Here is a 21,145-nt window from a genome sequence, read left to right as displayed (position 1 = left end):
GAAGCGACGGGCACGCACGGGCAGCACGCAGCAGAACGGCCCCTGACCGGTGTTCCCGGTCAGGGGCCGTTCTCACTGCTCATCGCGCGGAGGCGGTGGGATTTGAACCCACGGTGACATCGCTGCCACGACGGTTTTCAAGACCGTTCCCTTCGGCCGCTCGGGCACGCCTCCCCGCGCCGGCCGTGATCGGCGGCGCGGGGACAAGGGTAACGGGTCGGTGCGCGCGGGTGGGGTCAGTCGCCGACGCGGGAACCCAGCGTGACCTCGACCGTGCGCTCCTTGCCGTCACGCTCGTACGTGAGGGTGACCGTGTCGCCCGGCTTGTGCGTCCAGATCTCGCCGATCAGGGTGGGCCCGGAGTCGATCACGCGGTCGTCGAGCTTGGTGATGACGTCGCCCGGCTTGAGACCCGCCTTGGCGGCCGGACCGCCCGGCTCGACCGGTGCCGAGCTGCCCGCGCCCTCGTCCGTGATCTGCGCGCCGCCGGAGCTGTCGTCCAGGGAGACGGACGCGCCGATCTTGGCGTACACCGGCTTCCCGTTCTTGATCAGCTCCTGGGCGACGTACTTGGCCTGGTTGATCGGGATGGCGAAGCCCAGGCCGATCGAACCGGACTGGCCCGTGCCGAAGCCGCCGTTGCCGGTGGACTGGATCGCGGAGTTGATGCCGATGACGTTGCCCCGCGCGTCCAGCAGCGGACCGCCGGAGTTGCCCGGGTTGATGGAGGCGTCGGTCTGCAGGGCGCTCATGTAGGAGGCCTGGCTGCCACTGCCGTCGCTGGAGGCCACCGGGCGGTTCTTGGCGCTGATGATGCCCGTCGTCACCGTGTCCGACAGGCCGAAGGGCGCGCCGATCGCGATGGTGGCGTCGCCGACGGCCACCTTGTCCGAGTCGCCGAGGGTGAGGGGCCTGAGGTCGGAGGGCGCGTTCTTGAGCTTGATGACCGCCACGTCGTAGCCCTGGGCGTTGCCGATCACCTCGGCGTCGTACTTCTTGCCGTCCGGGAACGTCGCGGAGAGTTTGCCGCCGTCCACCGCGTCGGCCACCACGTGGTTGTTGGTGACGATGTGGCCCTGCTTGTCGAAGACGAAGCCGGTGCCGGTGCCGCCCTCGCCGCTGTCGCTCTCGGCCTGGATGGTGACGGTGCTGGGCAGCGCCTTGGCGGTCACGCCCGCGACGGTGCCCGGGTCGCGCTTGACGTCCCCGCCGTCGGTGGAGGCGGAGACCGTCGTCGAGCCGGTGTTCTCGTCGTTGTCCTTGGCCAGGGTGTAGCCGAGGCCGCCGCCGACACCGCCGGCGACCAGCGCCGCCACCAGGATCCCGGCGATCAGTCCACCGCGCCCGCGACCGGACTTCGGCGCGGGCTGCTGGTACGACGATCCCCAGCCGCCCGGCCCCGAACCGGAACCGCCGTCGCCGTACGGACCGGCCGGCGGCGGGGGCGGCGGCCAGGACGGGTCCGGGGCGGAGGAGGTGACACCGGGACCGGCGGGACCGGCGTAGCCGCCGGGAGTGCCGTGGCCGCCCGCGTCGCCGGGGCCGGTGGGGCCGCCCGCGGCGGGGCCGCCGGGGCCGCCCGGACCGGCGGGCTCACCGGCGGCGCCCTGCCCGTACGGTCCCTGCGCGGCCTGGTCCTGCGGCCCGTGACCAGCCCGGCCGGCCTGTTCCTGCGGCGCCGGAGCAGCAGCAGGAGCGTCCACCGGCACGGGGGGTGCGGACGGGGCGGGGGGTACCGCGTTGCCCTCGTTCTCGGTGCTCACAGCTTCTCTCCTCGATCCACGGCTGTTCCCTGGGTCGCACGCGGTCGTGCTCCGTGCACATCGGCGCGACCGGCCCGGCGCGCCTGCGGCGTGCTTGTCCCTTTGTATGCCGTCAGCTTTTCCCACGGGCCGTCAGAGCACCATAAGCGGCGGCTGTGCGTCCGGGGTCGTTCTTTATATAGGTCATCAGCGACGAAAAGGATGCAATCCCGGTGCCGCCGTCCGGATCCGCGCCTGTGCGGAGCCCGTCCGACCGGACGCGTACCCGCCCGCGGTGGCACCATGACGCGGTGACCCACGCACGACAGCACGTGATTCAAGTCGTCGCCCACCGCGGAGCCTCCGAGGACGCCCCGGAACACACCCTGGCCGCGTACACGAAGGCCATCGAGGACGGCGCGGACGCCCTCGAATGCGATGTGCGCCTCACCGCCGACGGCCACCTGGTGTGCGTGCACGACCGCCGGATCAACCGTACGTCCAACGGCCGCGGCGCCGTCTCCGCCCTGGAGCTCGCCGACCTCGCCACGCTGGACTTCGGCTCCTGGAAGACGCGCGACGCCTGGAGGGGACGCGACGAGGAGCCGGACTGGGAGCACCGCCCGGAGGACCGCGAGGCGACCTCCGTGCTGACCCTGGAGCGGCTGCTGGAGCTCGTCGCCGACGCCGGGCGCCGGGTGGAACTGGCCATCGAGACCAAGCACCCCACGCGCTGGGCCGGGCAGGTCGAGGAGCGGCTGCTGGCCCTGCTCCAGCGGTTCGGCCTGGACGCCCCGGCCTCCGCCGGGGAGTCCCAGGTGAGGGTCATGAGCTTCTCGGCGCGTTCGCTGCACCGCGTGCGTGCGGCCGCGCCCACCCTGCCGACGGTCTACCTGACCCAGTTCGTCTCGCCCCGGCTGCGCGACGGGCGGCTGCCACCGGGCGTGGGGATCGCCGGCCCCTCGCTGCGCATCGTGCGCAGCCACCCCGCGTACATCGAGCGCCTGAAGCGAGCCGGTCACCAGGTGCACGTGTGGACGGTCAACGAGCCCGCGGACGTGGACCTGTGCGTCGCTCTGGGCGTCGACGCGATCATCACCAACCGCCCGCGCGCGGTCCTGGACCGGCTCGGCCGCTGACCCCTGCGCCTCATGAGTCCCACGAGTCACGTGCACACCTCTTGACCCGGCGCCTCCGACACACGATCCTCACATCTCGGCCACACCGATGATTTCCAGCCATACGGTCACGGGGAGTGCACCGGCACGTCCGCCGTGTGCCGGCCGGCGACGTGGGTCACCGAGGCGTCTTGGCCGGTTTCCGGTACAGGCCAATGGGGCATCCACACCGTGGCGTGGGGCTAAGGAGGTCTCGGGGGTGGCGTTGGTGGTGGCACAGGAGGTGCCCACGTCGTCGAGCATGGCCGTACCCCATGGCCCTGCGGGCGTGGGGGCAGCGAGGCAGCGCATGCGCACGCAGCTGCGCAGCGGCGGGGTGGCGGAATCGGTCATCGACGACGCCGTACTGATCCTTTCCGAGCTGCTGAGCAACGCGTGCAAGCACGGCAGGCCCCTGGGCGACGCGCTCTCCGGCGACGGTGACGTCCGCGCCGCGTGGCGGGTGGACCCGGCGGGCCGGCTCGTCGTGGAGGTCACGGACGGCGGCGGCCCGACCCGCCCCGCCCCCGCGACCCCGTCGGTCACGGCGCACGGCGGCCGCGGGCTGAACATCATCACCGCGCTGGCCGACGACTGGGGCGTGCGCGACGACGTCCGCGGCGAGGTCACCGTGTGGGTCGTCGTCCACGAGGACGTGCACGACCCGGACGCCGGCCACCGCCGCGACGACTTCGCGACGCGCGTGACGGCCCCGCCGGTCTCCCGGACGGCCGGCCCGGACTTCGCTGACGTCCTCGACGAACTGGGCTGAGCCCGTCGCGACGGGGGCGGTGTTGTCCACAGGAACCCGTCGCCCCGGGCCCGAAGGGCTAGGCTCGCGACCGTACGAGACCAGCCGTAACCGGGAGACCCATCGATGGCCAAGAAGCGACCCCAGACGAAGGCCGAGCGCCCGCAGATCACGGACGGCGAGGTCCCGGTCGTCGGCGCCCGCGAGCCCTGCCCCTGCGGCAGCGGCCGCCGGTACAAGGCCTGTCACGGCCGGGCCGCCTCGCACGCCGTGACCGAGCTGGTCCACCGCCCCTTCGAGGGCCTGCCCGGCGAGTGCGACTGGGTCGCCCTGCGCGAGCTGGTCCCGGCGGCCACGGTGGAGCTGACCCTCAAGGACGGACTGCCCGAGGGCGTCCCGTCGGTCACGCTGGCCACGGTGCTGCCGATGGCCTGGCCCGCCCTGCGCCGCGACGACGGCTCGGTCCTGCTCGGCCTGCAGAACGACACCTCCTCGGGCGACATCAGCCGCGACCTCGCCGACACCCTGCAGCGCGCCCTGGAGGCCGCGCCGGGCACGCCCGTCCAGGGCCGCCGTGCCCCGGCCGGCAGCCCGCGGCTGCAGGACCTGCTCGACCCGGACGGCGCCTTCGAGCCAGAAGTGCACAGCGGCTTCGAGTTCTGGGTGCCGGACGCGGAGAACGCCACGCCCGAGGTGGCCGCCTCCCTGGAGCGGGCCAACGCCGCGGCCATCCCGACCGTCAAGCTCCAGGGCGTGGACGCCGCCTACTGGTGCGAGACACCCGACAAGAACCACCTGCGGTGGGTCATGCCGCACCCCGAGGAGCAGCTGCTCGACGCCCTCGCCCGGCTGCACGCGGCGGGCCGGTCCAGCCTCGGCGAAGGCACCCGCCTGGTGGGCTCCTTCCGCGCCCACGGGCTCACGGTGCCGGTGTGGGACCTGCCGAGCGGCGTCGGCGCCGATGACGTGGAGAAGCCCGCGGCGGAGTTCGCCGAGCGTCTCGCCACCGCCCTCGCGGCGGACACTCCGCTCACGCCGGAGGAGCGCCGCGCACGGGGCGGCCTGACCAACCGGCAGGTCACCCTGAGCTGACGTCCGCCGCGCGCGCCCCGGCCGGCCGGACCACTCACCGGCGGGCCGCCCGGCGCGCCCGTACGGGAACACAACTCCCGTCGCGGACAAGCCAGTCGGTGACCGGAAAGGCGAGTTCGAATTTGCGAACCGCCGATCTCTTGTTACCGTTCCTGTAGCCCGGTTGCTGGTGCATCCCCCGTCGCCAGCAACCGGGTCTTTCCATGTGCACGCACCTTCACCGTACGCAATCGCGCGTCAACTACTGGTCCGCGCAGGCGAGTTGCTCCCCGAGCGCAGCAGCAGCGGGCCCTGCCCGCCCCGCCGTGCGAACTCGGTGACGGCGGTGTACGCCGCCAGGTCCCCACGCGCGCGTTCCCGCGGCGTCTCACAGGCCCCCGGCTCGTCCCCGGCGGCCACCGCGCAGGTGATGCGCACGGTCCGGTCCGCCGGGCCCATCAGACTCAGCACGGCGTCCAGCGCCGCCCCCGTCGTATTGCGGTAGTAGGTGCGCGCCCAGGTGTCCGTGCCCCGGGCGACGAGACAGGTCTGCGCCTCGATGCCGTCGGGCGAGGCGAGTTCGGGCCCGCAGCGCACGGCGGACGCCAGGTCCCGGCCGGGCGCGGCCGTCCGGGCCGGCCCGCCCCCGGCACCCGGGTCCGCCCGGCGGTCGCCGGCCGCGGCGGACGAATCCGGGCCAGCGGGACGCGCCGGACGCTCGGGCCGTACGGCCCCCGAGGCCGCCACGGCCAGGGGCAGGGCGACCGCGCACGCCACCAAGGTGCCCACCAGGGCGGTCAGTCTGGCCTTCCGGGGATCCCGGGCCAGGCCCCGGGCATGACGCCGCATGGCCCCGGCATACAACGCACCGGGGCGCGAGCGGCGTGCGGCACGCCGGGGAGCCTAGAACTCGGGCGCACTCACACCCGTACGAGTGAGGACGTCGACCACCGCGTCCACCACGGCCTCCACGTCCGGCACCCAGGGGGAGGCGGAGCCGGGCAGCGGCGCGCGCTCCCAGCGGATCTCGCCCGGGCCCGTCACCGACGGCGGCAGGGCGAGGTAGCCGCCCTCGCCGTGGAAGCGGAGCGAGCCGGGCACGAAGTCCTTGGCGTAGAGCAGTTCGCCCAGCTGCTCCAGGGAGTAGGGCTGCACGAGGATCGCCCAGCGGGAGGGGGAGGCGACGACCGGGCCGAGCCGCACGCCCGTCCGGTCGAGGGCCTGTAGGGCGCGGGCGGCCGGGGCGGCCGGCAGGGAGACCGCGCAGGGTGCCTTGCCGCCGGTGGCGAGGACGATCGGCGCCGTCGGCCGGTTGCCCCACCACCAGCGGACCATGCGCGCGTCGGTGGTGGCCGCGAGGAGGCCGGGATCGAAGGGGTGTGCGCCGGGCACCGTGCACTCCGGGTCGGGGCAGGCGCAGCGGTCCGGCCGCTGCGGGTCCGCCGTCACGCCCGGGAGTACGGGCCACTGCCATTCCGTCGCGTAGGTCAGGGCCGCGCCGATGAGCTCAGGCCTCCCGTCACCGCGCCGGAACAGAAGCCTGCGTCGCCTTCCGGGGATCTCGCGCATGAGCGCTCGTCCTTTCCGTTGCACGCCTGGCAACACCGTGGTCCACATCACAACATGTGTCGATCACTTCACTGTGCGTACCTGTTGGCGCATCACACCCCTGCCGCGCGCAAGGGGAACCCCTGTGGGTCGAGCGTGGGCTGCCTCCGCGGCCGTCCCGCCCATACTGCGTCCATCGAAAGCACGGGCGTGGCGTAGGGGTGGCGAAGTATGGCGTTTACTGTCGCGCGTATTTCTCTCCGCCTCCGCCACGGGAGGATGGGGCACGGTCGTCGGTGGATAGGACGCCCGGTTCCGTCACCAGGTTCCGGGTGGTTCCGACCACCCCTGGCCTTCTCCGAGTACGTACCCATCACGACCGTTGTGACGCTCCGTCGAGCAAGGCCAGTCGACCGCAATAACCCGTCCACTGCGGCAGTTTTAAGCCAAGTTTGCTTTTCCGCAAGAGGAAGGAAGGACTTCTCTTAAGCCTCACTGACACCAGGAATCCCGGCAGGACAATGCTGGACATCTCCTTACGAGTCCGTGTACATGTGGAGACACTGCTGGCGGCGCAGAATGACATGGGGGTTTGCGATGCTTTTGAGCAGTACGCGCCGGTCCGAAGGCCGGACGCCATGAACGCCCCGCACCCTCCGAAAGTGGCTGGAATCGATTCAACGGTTCCGGCCCCCGCACACACTGTCGCGCCCGCCGCGAGTACCTCCCCGGCCTCCCCCGCAAACCCACCCGTCCCACCCGGCGCGGTACTTCAGGACCGTCTCGCCGGCTGGGTCTCCGACCTCACCACCCTCCACGAGCTGACCGAACGGCTGGCCCGCACCGCCTCCCTCGACGAGGCCCTGCACGAACTGCTGCGCGCCGGAGCCGCTCTGGTCGGCGCCGGACGCGGTCTCGTCGTCATGGAACCCGGCGACGGACTCGGCCCCGACAGCACCGTCGGCCTGGGCCTGGGCCGCGCCGACCTCGGCCACATCGAGACCGTCCCGCGCAGCGCCCTGTCCTACGGCCGGATCCTCGACGGACTGCCCGGCGGTGAGGGCGGCATCGCCGACCCCGATCTGTTCGCCGAGGAGGGGCTCGACCCCCGCCACCGCGAGGTCGCCGCCCGCCTCGGCTACGCCGCCAGCTACACCCTCCCCCTGTCCACCGAGTCCGCCGGCCGTCTGGGCGCCGCCGTCTGGCTCTACGACGAGCCCGCCGAACCGGGCGAGCGGCAGCGCCACCTCGCCGGCCTGTACGCGCGCTACGCCGCCGAGCACCTCGCCCGCCTCCTCGAACTGGAGCGCACGCGCGCGTCCATGGCCACCATGTCCGACGAGCTGCTGCCCGCCCGGCTGCCCCGGGTGGCCGGTGTGCAGCTCGCCGCCCGGCACCGCACCGGCCCGCGCGGCGGCGGCGACTGGTACGACGCGCTGCCCCTGCCCGAGGCCGCGCTCGGTCTCGCCGTGGGGTCCGTCACCGGCTCGGGGCCCAGCGCCGTCGCGGCGATGGGACGGCTGCGGGCGTCACTGCGCGCCTACGCCGTGATGGAGGGGGAGGACCCGGTCGCGGTCCTGTCCGACCTGGAGCTGCTGCTGCGCCTGACCGAACCGGCCCGTACCGCCACCGCCCTGTTCGGCTACTGCGAACCGGCCGCCCGCAAGATCACGCTGGCCGGTGCCGGGCACAGCCCGCCGCTGCTCATCGGCCCGCACCGCACCGAGTTCGTCGAGACGTCGGTCTCCGCACCGCTGGGCATGCTCGCCTGCTGGGAGGCGCCGAGCGTGGAGATCCTCGCCGAGCCGGGCGAGACCGTGCTGCTCTACACCGACGGCCTGCTGCACCGCACCGGCGAGGCCACCGACCGTGCCTTCGCCCGGCTGCACGCGGCGGCCGCCGGAGTGCCCCGGGCGCTGCGCGGCGACCCCGGGGCGGTCGCCGACCACGTCCTGCGCAGCGTCCTGCCGGACGGCACGGACGCGCAGGAGGGCGCCGAGGACGTCGTGCTGCTGGCCGCGTACTTCGAGTAACGCTCCTCGTCACCGGCCCCGGGCCCTCTTCCACGCCGCCGTACAGTGGAGGGGGTCCAGTGCCGTACCGAGGAGGATGACCGTGGCCGAGGAGCTCACCCCGGAGACCCCGGAAGAGAGCGAAGAGCCGATCAAGCAGCGGAAGAACGGGCTGTACCCGGGCGTGTCCGACGAGCTGGCCGAGAACATGAAGAGCGGCTGGGCCGACACCGAGCTGCGCGACCTCGAGCCCGTCCCCCAGGCCGCCGAGACCGCGGCCCGCCGGGCCGCTCTGTCCGCGCGCTTCCCCGGCGAGCGCCTGGTGATCCCCGCGGGCAACCTGAAGACCCGCTCGAACGACACCGAGTACGCCTTCCGCGCCTCCGTCGAGTACGCCTACCTCACCGGCAACCAGACCGAGGACGGCGTCCTGGTCCTGGAGCCCAAGGGCGACGGCCACGAGGCGACGATCTACCTCCTGCCGCGCTCGAACCGCGAGAACGGCGAGTTCTGGCTGGACGGCCAGGGCGAGCTGTGGGTCGGCCGCCGCCACTCCCTCACCGAGGCCGAGAAGCTGTACGGCATCCCCGCCTCCGACGTGCGCGAGCTGCCCGACGCGCTGCGCGAGGCCACCGGCCCGGTCCGGGTCGTGCGCGGGTACGACGCCGCCGTCGAGGCCGCGCTGACCGACAAGGTCACCGCCGAGCGCGACGAGGAGCTGCGGGTCTTCCTGTCCGAGGCCCGGCTGGTCAAGGACGCGTTCGAGGTCGGCGAGCTGCAGAAGGCGGTCGACTCGACCGTGCGCGGCTTCGAGGACGTCGTGAAGGTCCTCGACAAGGCACAGGCGACCTCCGAGCGCTACATCGAGGGCACCTTCTTCCTCCGCGCGCGCGTGGAGGGCAACGACGTCGGCTACGGCACCATCGCCGCGGCCGGACCGCACGCCTGCACGCTCCACTGGGTGCGCAACGACGGCCCCGTGCGCGCGGGCGACCTGCTGCTGCTCGACGCGGGTGTGGAGACGCACACCTACTACACGGCCGACGTGACGCGCACGCTGCCGATCGACGGCCGCTTCACCGACATCCAGCGCAAGATCTACGACGCCGTGTACGAGGCCCAGGAGGCCGGGATCGCGGCCGTGAAGCCCGGCGCCAAGTACCGCGACTTCCACGACGCGGCGCAGCGGGTGCTGGCCGAGAAGCTCGTCGAGTGGGGTCTGGTCGAGGGACCGGTGGAGCGGGTGCTGGAGCTGGGTCTCCAGCGGCGCTGGACGCTACACGGTACCGGGCACATGCTCGGCATGGACGTGCACGACTGCGCGGCGGCCCGGGTCGAGGCCTACGTCGACGGCACGCTGGAGCCGGGGATGTGCCTCACCGTCGAGCCCGGACTGTACTTCCAGGCCGACGACCTGACCGTGCCGGAGGAGTACCGCGGCATCGGTGTCCGCATCGAGGACGACATCCTCGTGACCGAGGACGGCAACCGGAACCTCAGTGCCGCGCTGCCCCGGCGCTCCGACGAGGTCGAGGCGTGGATGGCCGCCGTCCAGGGCTGACGACGCCCCGGTGTGCGGGGGAGCCGGCCGCGTGGCTCCCCCGCCTGCCGCAGTGCCTCCGCGCCCGTTCCGGCAGGTCACGAAAGAGCAGGTCAGCGCTGGTTGACGTGTGAGATCATGGCCGACCTTGCCGGGCCGACTCGGGGAACGGGCGCGATCACCATGAAGAACGTTCAGACGGCACTGACCATGCAGGACGCCATCCTCACCCTGCAGAAGTACTGGAGCGACAACGGCTGCATGATCACGCAGCCGCTGAACACCGAGGTCGGAGCCGGTACGGCCAATCCCTCCACCGCCCTGCGCGTGCTCGGCCCCGAGCCGTGGAGCGTGGCCTACGTCGAGCCCAGCGTGCGGCCGGACGACTCGCGCTACGGCGAGAACCCCAACCGGCTGCAGACCCACACCCAGTTCCAGGTGATCCTCAAGCCCGACCCGGGCAACCCGCAGGAGCTGTACCTCGGCAGCCTGCGCGCCCTCGGCGTCGACCTCAACGCCCACGACGTGCGGTTCGTCGAGGACAACTGGGCCTCACCCGCGCTCGGCGCCTGGGGCCTGGGCTGGGAAGTGTGGCTCGACGGCATGGAGATCACCCAGTTCACCTACTTCCAGCAGGTCGGCGGAGTCGCGCTGGACCCGGTGTCGGTGGAGATCACCTACGGTCTCGAACGCATCCTGATGAACCTTCAGGGTGTGGCCCACTTCAAGGACATCGCGTACGCGCCGGGCATCACCTACGGCGAGGTGTTCGGGCAGAACGAGTACGAGATGAGCCGCTACTACCTCGACGACGCGGACATCGACACCAACCACCGGCTGTTCGAGTCGTACGCCGCAGAGGCCCGGCGCCTGCTCGACCTGGAACTGCCCGTCCCCGCCTACCTGTACGTGCTCAAGTGCAGCCACACCTTCAACGTGCTCGACGCGCGCGGCGCCATCAGCACCACCGAGCGGGCCAAGGCGTTCTCCCTCATGCGCGGGCTGACGCACGAGACCGCGAAGCTGTGGGAGCAGCGCCGGGCGGCGCTGGAGCACCCGCTGGGCGTGGCGGCCGCGCCGGCCCCGGCCGCGCGGGCGCCGCTGCCCAAGGTGCCCGGCGCCGAGACCCTGCTGTTCGAGATCGGCGTGGAGGAACTGCCGTACGCGGACGTGCCCGCCACCACCGAGGCCGTGCGGGAGTCGGTCACCGCGAAGCTGGCCGAGACGCGGCTGGGGCACGGGACGATCACCGTGATGGCGACGCCCCGCCGCATCGTGATCACGATCGACGGTGTGCAGCCCCGCGAGCGCGACACCATGCGGACCGTGCGCGGACCCAAGGTCGCCGCCGCCTACAAGGAGGGTGCCCCCACCCCCGCGCTGCTCGGCTTCGCCCGCAGCCAGGGCGCCGAGCCCGCCGATGTGCGCACGGTCGAGGTCAACGGCACCGAGTACGTGGCGGTCACCCGGCACGAGGAGGGCCGCCCGGCCGTCGAGGTGCTCAGCGATCTGCTGGCCGAGGTGGTCGCCGGGCTGCGGGCCGGGCGCAACATGCGCTGGAGCGACCCCGGCCTGTCGTTCTCCCGGCCGGTGCGCTGGCTGCTGGCACTGCTGGGCCGCACTCCCCTGCCCGTGGTGGTCTCCTCGCTGTCCTCGGGCGACACCACGCGGGTCCAGCGCCAGGCCCCCTACCCGGAGGTCCGGGTGACCTCCGCCGAGGGCTACCCGCACTTCCTGCACATGCACGGCATCCTGCTCGACCGGGAGGCCCGGCGCGGTGCCGTCGTGCGGGGTGCCGTGGAGGCGGCCGCCGAGGTGGGCGGGCGGATCGACGTGGAGGGCCAGGCCGGGCTGATCGACGAGATCACGGACATCCTGGAGTTCCCCTACGCCGTGCGCGGGTCCTTCGACGAGCGCTACCTCGACCTGCCCGCGAGCGTCCTGACCACCGTGATGCGCAAGCACCAGCGCTATTTGCCCGTGCTGGACGGCGACCGCCTGATGCCGCACTTCGTCACCTTCGCCAACGCCCTGTGCGACGACGACGTGGTGCGGGCGGGCAACGAGGCCGTGCTGCGGGCCCGCTACGAGGACGCCGCGTTCTTCTGGCGGGCGGACCTGAAGGTGGCGCCGGAGGAGTTCCGGCGGCGCCTGGACAAGCTGACCTTCGAGGACCGGCTGGGCACGGTCGCCGACCGCTCCGACCGGCTGGCCAAGCTCGCCCTGGACCTGGCCGGGCGGGCCGGGCTTCAGGAGGAGGCCGTGGCGGTGGTCCGGCGGGCGGGTGCGCTCGCCAAGTTCGACCTGGCCTCGCAGATGGTGATCGAGTTCTCCGGGCTGGCCGGTGTGATGGCCGAGGAGTACGCCCGCCACGCCGGGGAGTCCGCCGAGGTCGCCCGGGCCCTCGCAGAGATGGAGCTGCCGCGTTCGGCCGGCGGGGAGCTGCCCGCCTCGGACGCGGGTGCCGTCCTGTCGCTGGCCGACCGGTTCGACCTGGTGACGGGCATGTTCATCATCGGTGCCGCACCGACCGGCAGCTCCGATCCGTACGGGGTGCGCCGGGCCGCGATCGGGCTGCTCAACGTGTTGCGCAGCCTGCCCGCCGTGGCCGGAGTCCGGGTGCGCGAGGGGCTGCGCGCGGCGGCCGTGCGCTACGCCGCACAGGGCGTCGAAGTGCCCGCCGAGCGGGTCGCCGAGGCCGCGGAGCTGATCACCCGGCGCTACGAGCAGCAGCTCACGGACGCCGGGCACGAGCACCGGCTGGTCCAAGCCGTGCTGGTGTGGGCCGACCGGCCGGCCCACGGCGACCGCACGCTGGCGACGCTGGAGCGGCATGTCGGCAGCGAGGCGTTCGATGCCCTGGTGGCCGCGTTCCAGCGGGTCGTGCGCATCCTGCCCGAGGGCGGTGTCGAGGGGGCCGACCTCTCCCTGCTGACCGCCCCCGCCGAACTGCGCCTCGCCGAGAGCGCCCGGGCCGTGCGGGAGGCCCTGCAGGGCCGGGAGGACGACCTCGGCGCGCTGATCGAGGTCTCCGCCCCGCTGGTCGAGGCGATCAGCGCCTTCTTCGAGGAGGTGCTGGTGATGGATCCGGACCCGGCGGTCCGGGCGGCGCGGCTGGCGCTGCTCACCGAGGTGGCGGGGCTGGCGCGGACGACCCTGGACTGGGGAGCGCTTTAGGGCGACGCCGTGGCAGGGCAGAGGAGCGGTGTTTCACGTGAAACACCGCTCTGCCGCTCGGTCAGGCGCGGTCAGACCGCCATCAGCGGCGCGTTCTCGCGCCACTTCAGCACCTTGTCGAAGCTCACCACGGCTCCGCCCCGGCCCGGCTTGTTGCCGATGTGCACGTGGTCGGCCAGCTCCTCGATCAGGCACAGGCCCCGGCCGTGCTCGGCGTCGGAACAGGCCGGCCTGATCTGCGGCCGGGACCGTTCGGGGGAGGCTCCCGGAAAGCCCGGGCCCGCGTCCGCCACCTCGATCCGGCAGGTCTCTCCGTCGAGGTAGGCGGTGACCCGGTAGGCCTCCGATCCCGGGCCGCACCCGTGCTCCCCGCCGTGCTCGACGGCGTTCGCGCAGGCCTCGGTGAGGGCCACGGACAGGTCGTAGGAGATGTCGGGGTCGACGCCCGCGGTCTCCATCGTGCCGATCAGCAGGCGCCGGGCGAGGGGCACGCTCGCGGCGTCGCGCCGCAGATGGAGTGACCACCAGATGCTCATGCTCCAGCCTCCTGGCTGTGCCTCGACATACCGTTACGTATTGCCCTCAGTCCCCGGGTGTAAGCGTGAAGTTGGGGTGAGGCCGCCCATTTGGCGGATGCGGGCTGGTCCTGATCGGTGTATGTGGGGGCGGTCGGGGCCAGAGGGTGACGTTCCGGTCGTACGGCATCTTGTGGACCTGCCGTACGGGGCCCACGGGGCCAGTGCGATGATGAGCCCGCCATGACTGCCCCCCACGCGCGCGTGAAACGCTCCGGAGATCCGCTCCGGATCCTGCGGGCCGCGGTGTTCGCCGCGGTCTGCGTCGTGCTGGCCGGGGCAGGTCACACGCTCGCCTCCTGCGACGGGGTCCCGCTGTGGACGCTGGGCGCCGGATTCCTCGGAGTGGCCCTCGTGGCGGTTCCGTTCGCCGGGCGGGTGCGCTCGCTGGCGGCGGTAGCGGCCCTGCTCGCGACCGGTCAGACGGTGCTGCACACCCTGTTCGGCCTCGGCCAGCACGGTACGGCCGCCGTCACGGCCTCCGCCCCGGCGGGTGGGAGCGATGCGGCACTGGTGGAGCAGGCGGCACGCCTCGTCTGCGGCACGACGGCCGCGGCGATCAGCCCGGCCCAGGCGCAGAAGATCCTCACCGACGCCCGGATCGACCCGGTCGCCGGTACGCACACGCACCTGGCCGGGGAGGTCGCGTCCGGGTCGTCGGCCTCACTGTGGCCGTCCCTGCCGATGCTGCTCGGCCACGTCCTCGCGGCCCTCGCGTCCGGGTGGCTGCTGCGCCGCGGCGACCTGGCGCTGCTGCGGCTGACCGAACTGTCGGCGCAGGGCGTCGCCGAAGGGGCGCTGATGCGCTCGCTGCGAGGTGCGCTCGCCCTGGTGCGCGCCCTGCGCGCCGGTCTTCCGGGCGCCCCCGAGGCCGGCCTCCGCCCGGTGCACACCGAGCGGCCCGCCGCGTCGATGCCGGGTGCGCTCGCCCTGCAGCACTCGGTGATCCGGCGTGGCCCGCCGGCCGGTGCGGCTTCCCTGTCCGCACTCGCCCTGGCCGCCTGACGACGCGACCACCCCTCCACTGCTCCGCTCCCGCGCACCCGCGTGCACCGGACGGCCCGGAGAGGCTGCCGCCGTCGTGCGGCACGCGCGCGTGCGCGTATCCCTCTTCCACAGTCGTACCGACTCTCACAGCGGAGTGCTTCCTTCCATGAAGGTTTCCCGTATCGCCGCGGCCGGTGCCGCCGCCGGTGTCACCGTTCTCGCCCTGTCCGCCCCCGCCTTCGCGCACGTCACCGTGCAGCCCGAGGGCACGGCCGCCAAGGGCGGCTACGCGGTGGTGGACTTCAAGGTCCCCAACGAGCGCGACGACGCCTCGACCACCAAGCTCGAGGTCAACTTCCCGACCGACCACCCGCTGGCCTCCGTCATGCCGCAGCCGGTCCCGGGCTGGAAGGTCGAGGTCACCAAGTCCAAGCTCGACAAGCCGCTGGAGCTGCACGGCGAGAAGATCTCCGAGGCCGTCTCCAAGGTCACCTGGACCGCCGAGGGCAAGGGCATCCAGCCCGGGTACTTCCAGAAGTTCCCCGTCTCCCTGGGCCAGCTGCCCGAGGACACCGACACCCTCGCCTTCAAGGCCCTGCAGACGTACTCCAACAAGGAGGTCGTCCGCTGGATCGAGGTGCCGCAGGAGGGCAAGGAGGAGCCCGACAACCCGGCTCCGGTGCTGGAACTGTCCGCCGCCGCCGAGGACGGGCACCACGGCTCGTCGGCCGGGTCGGACTCCGGCAAGGAGACGGCCGAGAAGGCCTCCGCCCACACCGCCGCCGACTCCGGCTCCTCCGACGGCACCGACACCACCGCCCGCGTCCTCGGCATCGTGGGCATCGTGGTCGGCGCCGCCGGCGTCGCCTACGGCGTGCTCGCCGGGCGCCGGCGCACCACCGCCTGAGGCTGCTTCCGTACGGCACGCACCGGGGCACCGCCCCCCACCCGCGGGGGCACCCCCGGTGCGTGCCGGGACACCGACATCTGGGACATTTTTCTATGCGCACCACAACCTTCGCCGCGGCCGCCCTGTTCGCCGCCGCTTCCCTGACCCTGACCGCGTGCGGCAGCGGCGACGACAACGGCAAGCCCGTGTCCGTGGTCTCCGAGGAGGCCGGCACCAAGAGGGCCGCCACCGTCCTCGACAAGCCCTTCGAGAAGCCGGACCTGGTCCTGACCGACACGCAGGGCAAGAAGTACGACCTCCGCGAGGAGACCGCGGGCAAGCCCACGCTGATCTACTTCGGCTACACCCACTGCCCCGACGTGTGCCCGCTGACGATGAACAACATCGCCGTCGCCAAGAAGCAGCTGCCCAAGGCCGAACAGGACGAGCTGCGCGTGGTGTTCGTCACCACCGACCCGCAGCGCGACACCTCGGCCGAACTCGGCACCTGGCTGAAGGGCATCGACCCGTCCTTCGTCGGCCTCACCGGTGACTTCTCCACCATCCAGGCCGGCGCGCGCACCCTGGGCATCAGCATCGAGCCGACGCGCAAGGACAAGAACGGCAAGCTCGTCTCGGAACACGGCACCCAGGTCATCGCGTTCTCGCCGAAGACCGACAGCGGTTACGTGCTCTACGGCGAGGACGCCACCGTCGACGACTACACCAAGGACCTTCCCGCCCTCGTCGAGGGGGCGAAGCCGTGAGGCGTACCGGTCCGGCGGCCCTCGCCATAGCCGGGGCGCTCGCGCTGGCCGGCTGCGGCGGCGGCGAGTCCGGCTCCGACTCCGGCTCCGGAAAGGCGGACCTCTCCGTGGGGTCGGCCTACATCCCGCAGCCGATGTCCGGCGACATGGCGGCCGGCTTCCTCACCGTCACCAACGAGGGCGGCGCCGACGACGAACTGACCGGGGTCACCAGCGACATCGGCCGGGTCACCGTGCACCGGACCGTCGACGGGGCGATGCGGGAGGTCGAGAGCCTGGAGATCCCCGCGGGCGGCCGGCTGGAGCTGCGCAGCGGAGGCGACCACCTGATGTTCGAGCAGTTGAAGCGCAAGCCGAAGGAAGGCCAGACGGTCTCCGTCGAACTGCGTTTCGCCCGTTCCGCACCCGTCACGGTGCGGATGCCGGTGAAGCCCGCGACCTACACCCCGAAGACCGGACACTGAGGGAGGGACCCCTGTGACGCAGACCATCGCCCCCCGCCGCGTCCGGATCCTGGTGCTGCTGCTCCTGGCCGCCGTCTGCGCCCTGCTCGCCGGGGCCGGGCCGGCCTCCGCGCACGCCGCGGTGACCGGCAGCGACCCCGGGCAGGGGGCGGTGGTCGACCAGGCCCCCGCCCGGATCTCGCTCACCTTCTCCGAGCAGGTCGCGGTGTCCGACGACTCGCTGCGCGTCCTCGATCCCGAGGGCAAGCGCGTCGACACGGGCGAGCCGTCCGACGTCGGCGGCACCACGTACGCCGTGCGGCTGCACTCGGGCCTGCCCGACGGCACCTACACCGTGGCGTACCAGGTCGTGTCGGCCGACAGCCACCCCGTCGCGGGCGCCTACACCTTCTCCATCGGCGCCCCCTCCAAGACGTCCGTGTCCGTCTCCGGGCAGACCACCGACGACGGGGTGGTGGGCTGGCTCTACGGCTTCGGCCGGTACGTGTCCTACGCCGGGTTCCTCGTGATGGCGGGCGGTGCCGCCTTCGTGCTGGCCTGCTGGCCGCGCGGCTCCGGGGTGCGGCCGGTGCAGCGTTTCGTCGTCTCCGGGTGGGTCGCCCTCACCGCGGCGACCCTGGCCCTGCTGCTCCTGCGCGGGTCCTTCACCGGCTCCGGGAAGGTCGCCGACGTCTTCGACCTCTCCCTGCTCGGGCAGGTGCTCCAGACCAAGACCGGCGCGGCCCTGGTCTCCCGGCTGCTGCTGCTCGCCGCGGCGGCGCTGTTCATCGCCGTGCTGTTCGGGGCGTACGACAAGCGGGAGGACCCGCAGGAGCGGCGGGACCTCACCTTCGGGCTCTCGATCGGCGGTGCCGTCGTGGCGGCCGGGCTCGCGGCGAGCTGGGCGATGTCCGAGCACGCCTCGGTCGGGCTGCAGGCAGGGATCTCCATGCCGGTGGACGTGCTGCACCTGCTGGCCGCCGCTGCCTGGCTCGGTGGCCTGGGCGCGCTGCTGGTCGCTTTGTACCGGGCGCCCGCCGGCACACCCGTCGACGCCCGGCCCGTCCACCGGTTCTCCCGGCTGGCGTTCGGCAGCGTGCTGGCCCTGATCGCCACCGGCACCTACCAGTCGTGGCGCCAGCTCGGCTCCTGGACGGCCTTCACCGGCACCCGGTACGGCCAGCTCCTGCTGGCCAAGATCGCGCTCGTCGTGGTGCTCGTCGGGGTCGCGTGGATCTCCCGTCGGTGGACGGGCCGGCTGGCGCAGGCGGTGCCGGCCTCTCCGGATACGCGAGAGCGAGAGACGGTGCGGGTGGGCGCGGGTCCGGAGGTCTCGGCGGCCGCGGACGGCTCGGCCGGCCGGAACAAGGAGCCGGCCACCGAGGGCGCCTCGGTCGCCGGCGAGCACGCGGACTCCGCCGGTGCCTCGGACACCGCTGACGCCTCGGAGTCCGCCGACGCGACGGACTCCCGCGCCGGGGACACCGTCGGCGCCCCGGATTCCGGGGACGCGGGCGGCTCCGCGCCCGCCGACGCCGAGCGGGCCGCCCAGCTCGCCCGGCAGCGGGCCGCGCGGGACACCGCCCGGCAGAAGAAGATCCGGGACGCCGACCCGAACCGCTTCGGCCTGCGCCGCTCCGTGCTGGCCGAGGCCGGCGTCGCCGTCGTCCTGCTCGCCGTGACCACCGTGCTGACGCAGACCGAGCCGGGACGCACGGAGGAGGAGGCCAAGGCGGCCACGCAGTCCTCCGCGGCCGCCTCCGCCGAGGACGGCTCGGCCGGGGCGCTCACCCTGAACATGCCGTTCGACACCGGCGGCGAGGACGGCAAGGGCGTCGTCACGATCGACCTCGACCCCGCACGCGTGGGCGACAACGAGATGCACGTCTACGTGGAGCGGCCCAACGGCCGGGCGTTCGACATCCCCGAGGTCAAGGTCGACTTCACCCTCAAGGCCAAGGACATCGGGCCGCTGCCCGTCGTCCCGGACCACATCGCTACCGGACACTGGTCGGCGAACGGAGTACAGATCCCCATGGCCGGCGACTGGCAGGTCGACGTGACCGTGCGGACCTCCGACATCGACGAGGTGACCGTCACCAAGAACGCGCAGATCGGCTGAACCAGCATGGCTGACCACTCCATCCCGCAGGCCCGCACTCCCGGCACCGCACCGGGGGAGAACGCGGCGGCCCCGGCCGGTGAGGGCATCTCCCGGCGGCGTCTGCTCGGCACCGCCGGTGCCACCGGGCTCGTGCTCGGCACCGCGGGCGCCGGCGTGGGCTACGCCGCCGCCCCGTCCGAAGCGGCCGCACCCCTCACCGCGCTCGGCACCGGCCGGGCGATGTTTCACGGGAAACATCAGCCCGGCATCACCGACGGACTGCAGGCCCGCGGCCACCTCGTCGCCTTCGACCTGGCCGCGGGCGCGGGCCGCAAGGAGGCCGCGGCCCTGCTGCGCCGCTGGTCGGAGACGGCCCGGCGGCTGATGGCGGGCGAGCCGAGCGCGGAGGGCGACACGGATGTGGCCCGCGACGCGGGCCCGTCCTCGCTGACGGTCACCTTCGGGTTCGGGCACAGCTTCTTCGCGCGGACCGGACTGGCGGAGCAGCGGCCCGTCGCCCTGGACCCGCTGCCCGAGTTCTCCTCCGACCGCCTCGACAAGAACCGCAGCAACGGCGACCTGTGGGTGCAGATCGGCGCGAATGACGCGCTGGTCGCCTTCCACGCCCTGCGCGCGATCCAGAAGGACGCGGGCCGGGCCGCCAAGGTGCGCTGGCAGATGAACGGCTTCAACCGCTCGCCCGGCGCCACCGCCCACCCCATGACGGCCCGCAACCTGATGGGCCAGGTCGACGGCACGCGGAACCCGAAGCCGGACGAACCCGACTTCGACCGGCGGATCTTCGTCCCCGAAACGGGTGATCCCGCCTGGATGGCGAACGGCTCCTACGCCGTCGTCCGCCGGATCCGGATGCTCCTCGACGACTGGGAGAAGCTCTCGCTGAAGGCCCAGGAGGACGTCATCGGGCGCCGCAAGTCCGACGGGGCGGCGCTGTCCGGGGGGACCGAGACGACCGCGATGGACCTGGAGAAGACCGACGACCAGGGCAATCTCGTGGTGCCGATCAACGCCCACGCCCGGATCACCCGGCCCGACCAGAACGGCGGTGCCGCCATGCTGCGCCGCCCGTTCTCCTTCCACGACGGCATCGATCCCGACGGGACGCCCGACGCGGGCCTGCTCTTCATCTGCTGGCAGGCCGATCCCCTGCGCGGCTTCGTGCCGGTGCAGCGCAAGCTCGACCGGGGCGACGCCCTGTCGCAGTTCGTCCGGCACGAGTCGAGCGGGCTGTTCGCGGTGCCGGGCGGCGCCGCGGAAGGCGAGTACGTGGGGCAGCGGCTGCTGGAGGGGTGAGGGCCGGACGGACTGCTCGTTCGGGGAGAAGGCGCTTCCGCGGGCCCATTAGGGTGAGGTCATGCCAGCGAGCTATGCGTATCTCGGCCCCGAGGGCACCTTCACCGAAGTCGCCCTGCGCACGCTTCCCGAGGCCGCCACCCGGGAGCTCATCCCGTACGTGTCCGTCCAGTCCGCGCTCGACGCGGTGCGGGCCGGCGAGGCCGAGGCCGCGTTCGTGCCCATCGAGAACTCGGTCGAGGGCGGCATCACCACCACCCTCGACGAGCTGGTCGCCGGCGCCCCGCTGATGATCTACCGCGAGGTGCTGCTGTCCATCACCTTCGCGCTGCTCGTCCGTCCGGGCACCGGGCTGACGGACATCAAGACGGTCTCCGCGCACCCGGCCGCCCAGCCCCAGGTGCGCAACTGGCTGCGCAAGCACCTGCCGGACGCCCACTGGGAATCGGCCGCCTCCAACGCCGACGCCGCCCGGCTGGTCCAGGAGGGTCAGTACGACGCCGCCTTCGCCGGTGAGTTCGCGGCCGCCCGCTACGGCCTGGAAGCCCTGGAGACCGGCATCCACGACGCCGAGAACGCCCAGACGCGGTTCGTGCTGGTCGGCCGTCCCGCCCGGCCCGCGGCACCGACCGGCGCGGACAAGACCTCCGTCGTGCTGTGGCAGCGCGACGACCACCCCGGCGGCCTGCGCGACCTGCTGGGCGAGTTCGCCACCCGCGGCATCAACCTGATGCTGCTCCAGTCCCGGCCCACCGGTGCGGGCATCGGCAACTACTGCTTCTGCATCGACGCCGAGGGGCACATCTCCGACCGCCGGGTCGCCGAGGCGCTGATGGGCCTGAAGCGCATCTGCCTGCAGGTGCGCTACCTCGGCTCCTACCCGCGTGCGGACGTGCGCCCGGGAGACCTGCACCCACCGCGGCCGGGCACCTCGGACGACGAGTTCGGAGCGGCGGCCGACTGGGTGGCGCGCTGCCAGGACGGCCGCTTCTAGGTTCCGGTCGTACCTGTTCCAGGTTCCGCTCGTCCTGTTCCAGGTTCCGGTCGTACCTGCAGACCGTCGTTGTC

17 protein-coding genes and 1 tRNA gene are annotated in these 21,145 nt (G+C 72.9%); 13 read left to right on the top strand and 5 right to left on the bottom strand.

All coding sequences use genetic code 11. The annotated features are described in order from the left end of the window. Window positions 1-87: 87 nt before the first annotated feature. Window positions 88-174 (bottom strand) — tRNA-Ser (locus tag ACFYWG_RS26680). Between the two features lie 62 nt (window positions 175-236). Beyond that, on the bottom strand, window positions 237-1,763 hold the full coding sequence (locus ACFYWG_RS26675; RefSeq protein ID WP_389203931.1) for a S1C family serine protease: 1,527 nt from the start codon (window positions 1,761-1,763) through the stop codon (window positions 237-239). A 290-nt stretch (window positions 1,764-2,053) separates the two neighbouring features. On the opposite strand from ACFYWG_RS26675, the gene ACFYWG_RS26670 reads away from it, so the two are divergent. From ACFYWG_RS26670 to ACFYWG_RS26660, 3 genes are all read left to right on the top strand, one after another. Continuing rightward, window positions 2,054-2,881, top strand: a complete 828-nt coding sequence (locus ACFYWG_RS26670) for a glycerophosphodiester phosphodiesterase (RefSeq protein ID WP_389203930.1) — start codon at window positions 2,054-2,056, stop codon at window positions 2,879-2,881. Between the two features lie 238 nt (window positions 2,882-3,119). Beyond that, a complete protein-coding gene (locus tag ACFYWG_RS26665) occupies window positions 3,120-3,671 on the top strand; it encodes an ATP-binding protein (RefSeq protein WP_376325817.1) in 552 nt (183 codons plus the stop codon). Between the two features lie 105 nt (window positions 3,672-3,776). Further along, the gene (locus ACFYWG_RS26660) at window positions 3,777-4,742 is read left to right on the top strand and encodes a DUF5926 family protein (RefSeq protein ID WP_389203929.1); all 966 of its coding nucleotides are present in this window, start codon (window positions 3,777-3,779) and stop codon (window positions 4,740-4,742) included. A gap of 237 nt (window positions 4,743-4,979) precedes the next feature. Here the strand turns inward: ACFYWG_RS26660 and ACFYWG_RS26655 are convergent, their stop codons facing one another. After that, window positions 4,980-5,570 (bottom strand): hypothetical protein, encoded by a 591-nt coding sequence (locus ACFYWG_RS26655; RefSeq protein ID WP_389203928.1) that lies wholly within the window; start codon window positions 5,568-5,570, stop codon window positions 4,980-4,982. Window positions 5,571-5,624: 54 nt separating this feature from the next. Further along, on the bottom strand, window positions 5,625-6,290 hold the full coding sequence (locus tag ACFYWG_RS26650; RefSeq protein ID WP_385411516.1) for a bifunctional DNA primase/polymerase: 666 nt from the start codon (window positions 6,288-6,290) through the stop codon (window positions 5,625-5,627). A gap of 500 nt (window positions 6,291-6,790) precedes the next feature. Here ACFYWG_RS26650 and ACFYWG_RS26645 point away from each other — a divergent pair, with 500 nt between their 5' ends. The 3 genes from ACFYWG_RS26645 to ACFYWG_RS26635 all read left to right on the top strand — a co-directional run bounded on the left by ACFYWG_RS26645 (window position 6,791) and on the right by ACFYWG_RS26635 (window position 12,998). Then, window positions 6,791-8,302, top strand: a complete 1,512-nt coding sequence (locus ACFYWG_RS26645) for a PP2C family protein-serine/threonine phosphatase (RefSeq protein ID WP_383499006.1) — start codon at window positions 6,791-6,793, stop codon at window positions 8,300-8,302. 82 nt (window positions 8,303-8,384) lie between these two features. Beyond that, the gene (locus tag ACFYWG_RS26640) at window positions 8,385-9,842 is read left to right on the top strand and encodes an aminopeptidase P family protein (RefSeq protein ID WP_376325809.1); all 1,458 of its coding nucleotides are present in this window, start codon (window positions 8,385-8,387) and stop codon (window positions 9,840-9,842) included. A 162-nt stretch (window positions 9,843-10,004) separates the two neighbouring features. Then, complete coding sequence (locus ACFYWG_RS26635; protein WP_389203927.1) at window positions 10,005-12,998, top strand: glycine--tRNA ligase; 2,994 nt, start codon at window positions 10,005-10,007, stop codon at window positions 12,996-12,998. Between the two features lie 71 nt (window positions 12,999-13,069). On the opposite strand, the gene ACFYWG_RS26630 is transcribed toward ACFYWG_RS26635, so the two are convergent. Next, entirely contained in the window at window positions 13,070-13,534 is a 465-nt protein-coding gene (locus ACFYWG_RS26630) for an ATP-binding protein (RefSeq protein WP_383499000.1), read from the bottom strand. A gap of 222 nt (window positions 13,535-13,756) precedes the next feature. Between ACFYWG_RS26630 and ACFYWG_RS26625 the strand changes: the two genes are divergently transcribed. The 7 genes from ACFYWG_RS26625 (at window position 13,757) to pheA (ending at window position 21,071) form a co-directional block, all read left to right on the top strand. Beyond that, complete coding sequence (locus tag ACFYWG_RS26625) at window positions 13,757-14,578, top strand: hypothetical protein (RefSeq protein ID WP_389203926.1); 822 nt, start codon at window positions 13,757-13,759, stop codon at window positions 14,576-14,578. A 148-nt stretch (window positions 14,579-14,726) separates the two neighbouring features. Beyond that, complete coding sequence (locus ACFYWG_RS26620) at window positions 14,727-15,467, top strand: YcnI family protein (protein ID WP_383498994.1); 741 nt, start codon at window positions 14,727-14,729, stop codon at window positions 15,465-15,467. 95 nt (window positions 15,468-15,562) lie between these two features. Then, window positions 15,563-16,216 (top strand): SCO family protein, encoded by a 654-nt coding sequence (locus ACFYWG_RS26615; protein ID WP_383498991.1) that lies wholly within the window; start codon window positions 15,563-15,565, stop codon window positions 16,214-16,216. Beyond that, window positions 16,213-16,680 (top strand): copper chaperone PCu(A)C, encoded by a 468-nt coding sequence (locus ACFYWG_RS26610; RefSeq protein ID WP_385411529.1) that lies wholly within the window; start codon window positions 16,213-16,215, stop codon window positions 16,678-16,680. The genes ACFYWG_RS26615 and ACFYWG_RS26610 overlap by 4 nt, the downstream gene beginning before the upstream one ends. A 13-nt stretch (window positions 16,681-16,693) precedes the next feature. Continuing rightward, entirely contained in the window at window positions 16,694-18,781 is a 2,088-nt protein-coding gene (locus tag ACFYWG_RS26605) for a copper resistance protein CopC (RefSeq protein WP_389203925.1), read from the top strand. A 6-nt stretch (window positions 18,782-18,787) separates the two neighbouring features. Beyond that, a complete protein-coding gene (gene efeB / locus ACFYWG_RS26600; RefSeq protein ID WP_389203924.1) occupies window positions 18,788-20,077 on the top strand; it encodes an iron uptake transporter deferrochelatase/peroxidase subunit in 1,290 nt (429 codons plus the stop codon). A gap of 61 nt (window positions 20,078-20,138) precedes the next feature. Next, the gene (gene pheA, locus ACFYWG_RS26595) at window positions 20,139-21,071 is read left to right on the top strand and encodes a prephenate dehydratase (protein WP_383498979.1); all 933 of its coding nucleotides are present in this window, start codon (window positions 20,139-20,141) and stop codon (window positions 21,069-21,071) included. Window positions 21,072-21,145: the final 74 nt, after the last annotated feature.

The sequence above is a fragment of the Streptomyces sp. NPDC003456 genome, assembly GCF_042878735.1.
Taxonomy (GTDB): Bacteria; Actinomycetota; Actinomycetes; order Streptomycetales; family Streptomycetaceae; genus Streptomyces.
This window is presented reverse-complemented; position numbering and strand designations above follow the sequence as displayed.

Bases quoted from the DNA above. Each gene is read 5' to 3' on its own strand.
- ACFYWG_RS26615 (WP_383498991.1), top strand. From the start codon at position 15,563: ATGCGCACCACAACCTTCGCCGCGGCCGCCCTGTTCGCCGCCGCTTCC.
- ACFYWG_RS26650 (WP_385411516.1), bottom strand. From the start codon at position 6,290: ATGCGCGAGATCCCCGGAAGGCGACGCAGGCTTCTGTTCCGGCGCGGT.
- ACFYWG_RS26635 (WP_389203927.1), top strand. From the start codon at position 10,005: ATGAAGAACGTTCAGACGGCACTGACCATGCAGGACGCCATCCTCACC.
- ACFYWG_RS26630 (WP_383499000.1), bottom strand. From the start codon at position 13,534: ATGAGCATCTGGTGGTCACTCCATCTGCGGCGCGACGCCGCGAGCGTG.
- ACFYWG_RS26620 (WP_383498994.1), top strand. From the start codon at position 14,727: ATGAAGGTTTCCCGTATCGCCGCGGCCGGTGCCGCCGCCGGTGTCACC.
- efeB (WP_389203924.1), top strand. From the start codon at position 18,788: ATGGCTGACCACTCCATCCCGCAGGCCCGCACTCCCGGCACCGCACCG.
- pheA (WP_383498979.1), top strand. From the start codon at position 20,139: ATGCCAGCGAGCTATGCGTATCTCGGCCCCGAGGGCACCTTCACCGAA.
- ACFYWG_RS26660 (WP_389203929.1), top strand. From the start codon at position 3,777: ATGGCCAAGAAGCGACCCCAGACGAAGGCCGAGCGCCCGCAGATCACG.
- ACFYWG_RS26645 (WP_383499006.1), top strand. From the start codon at position 6,791: ATGCTGGACATCTCCTTACGAGTCCGTGTACATGTGGAGACACTGCTG.
- ACFYWG_RS26655 (WP_389203928.1), bottom strand. From the start codon at position 5,570: ATGCGGCGTCATGCCCGGGGCCTGGCCCGGGATCCCCGGAAGGCCAGA.
- ACFYWG_RS26625 (WP_389203926.1), top strand. From the start codon at position 13,757: ATGACTGCCCCCCACGCGCGCGTGAAACGCTCCGGAGATCCGCTCCGG.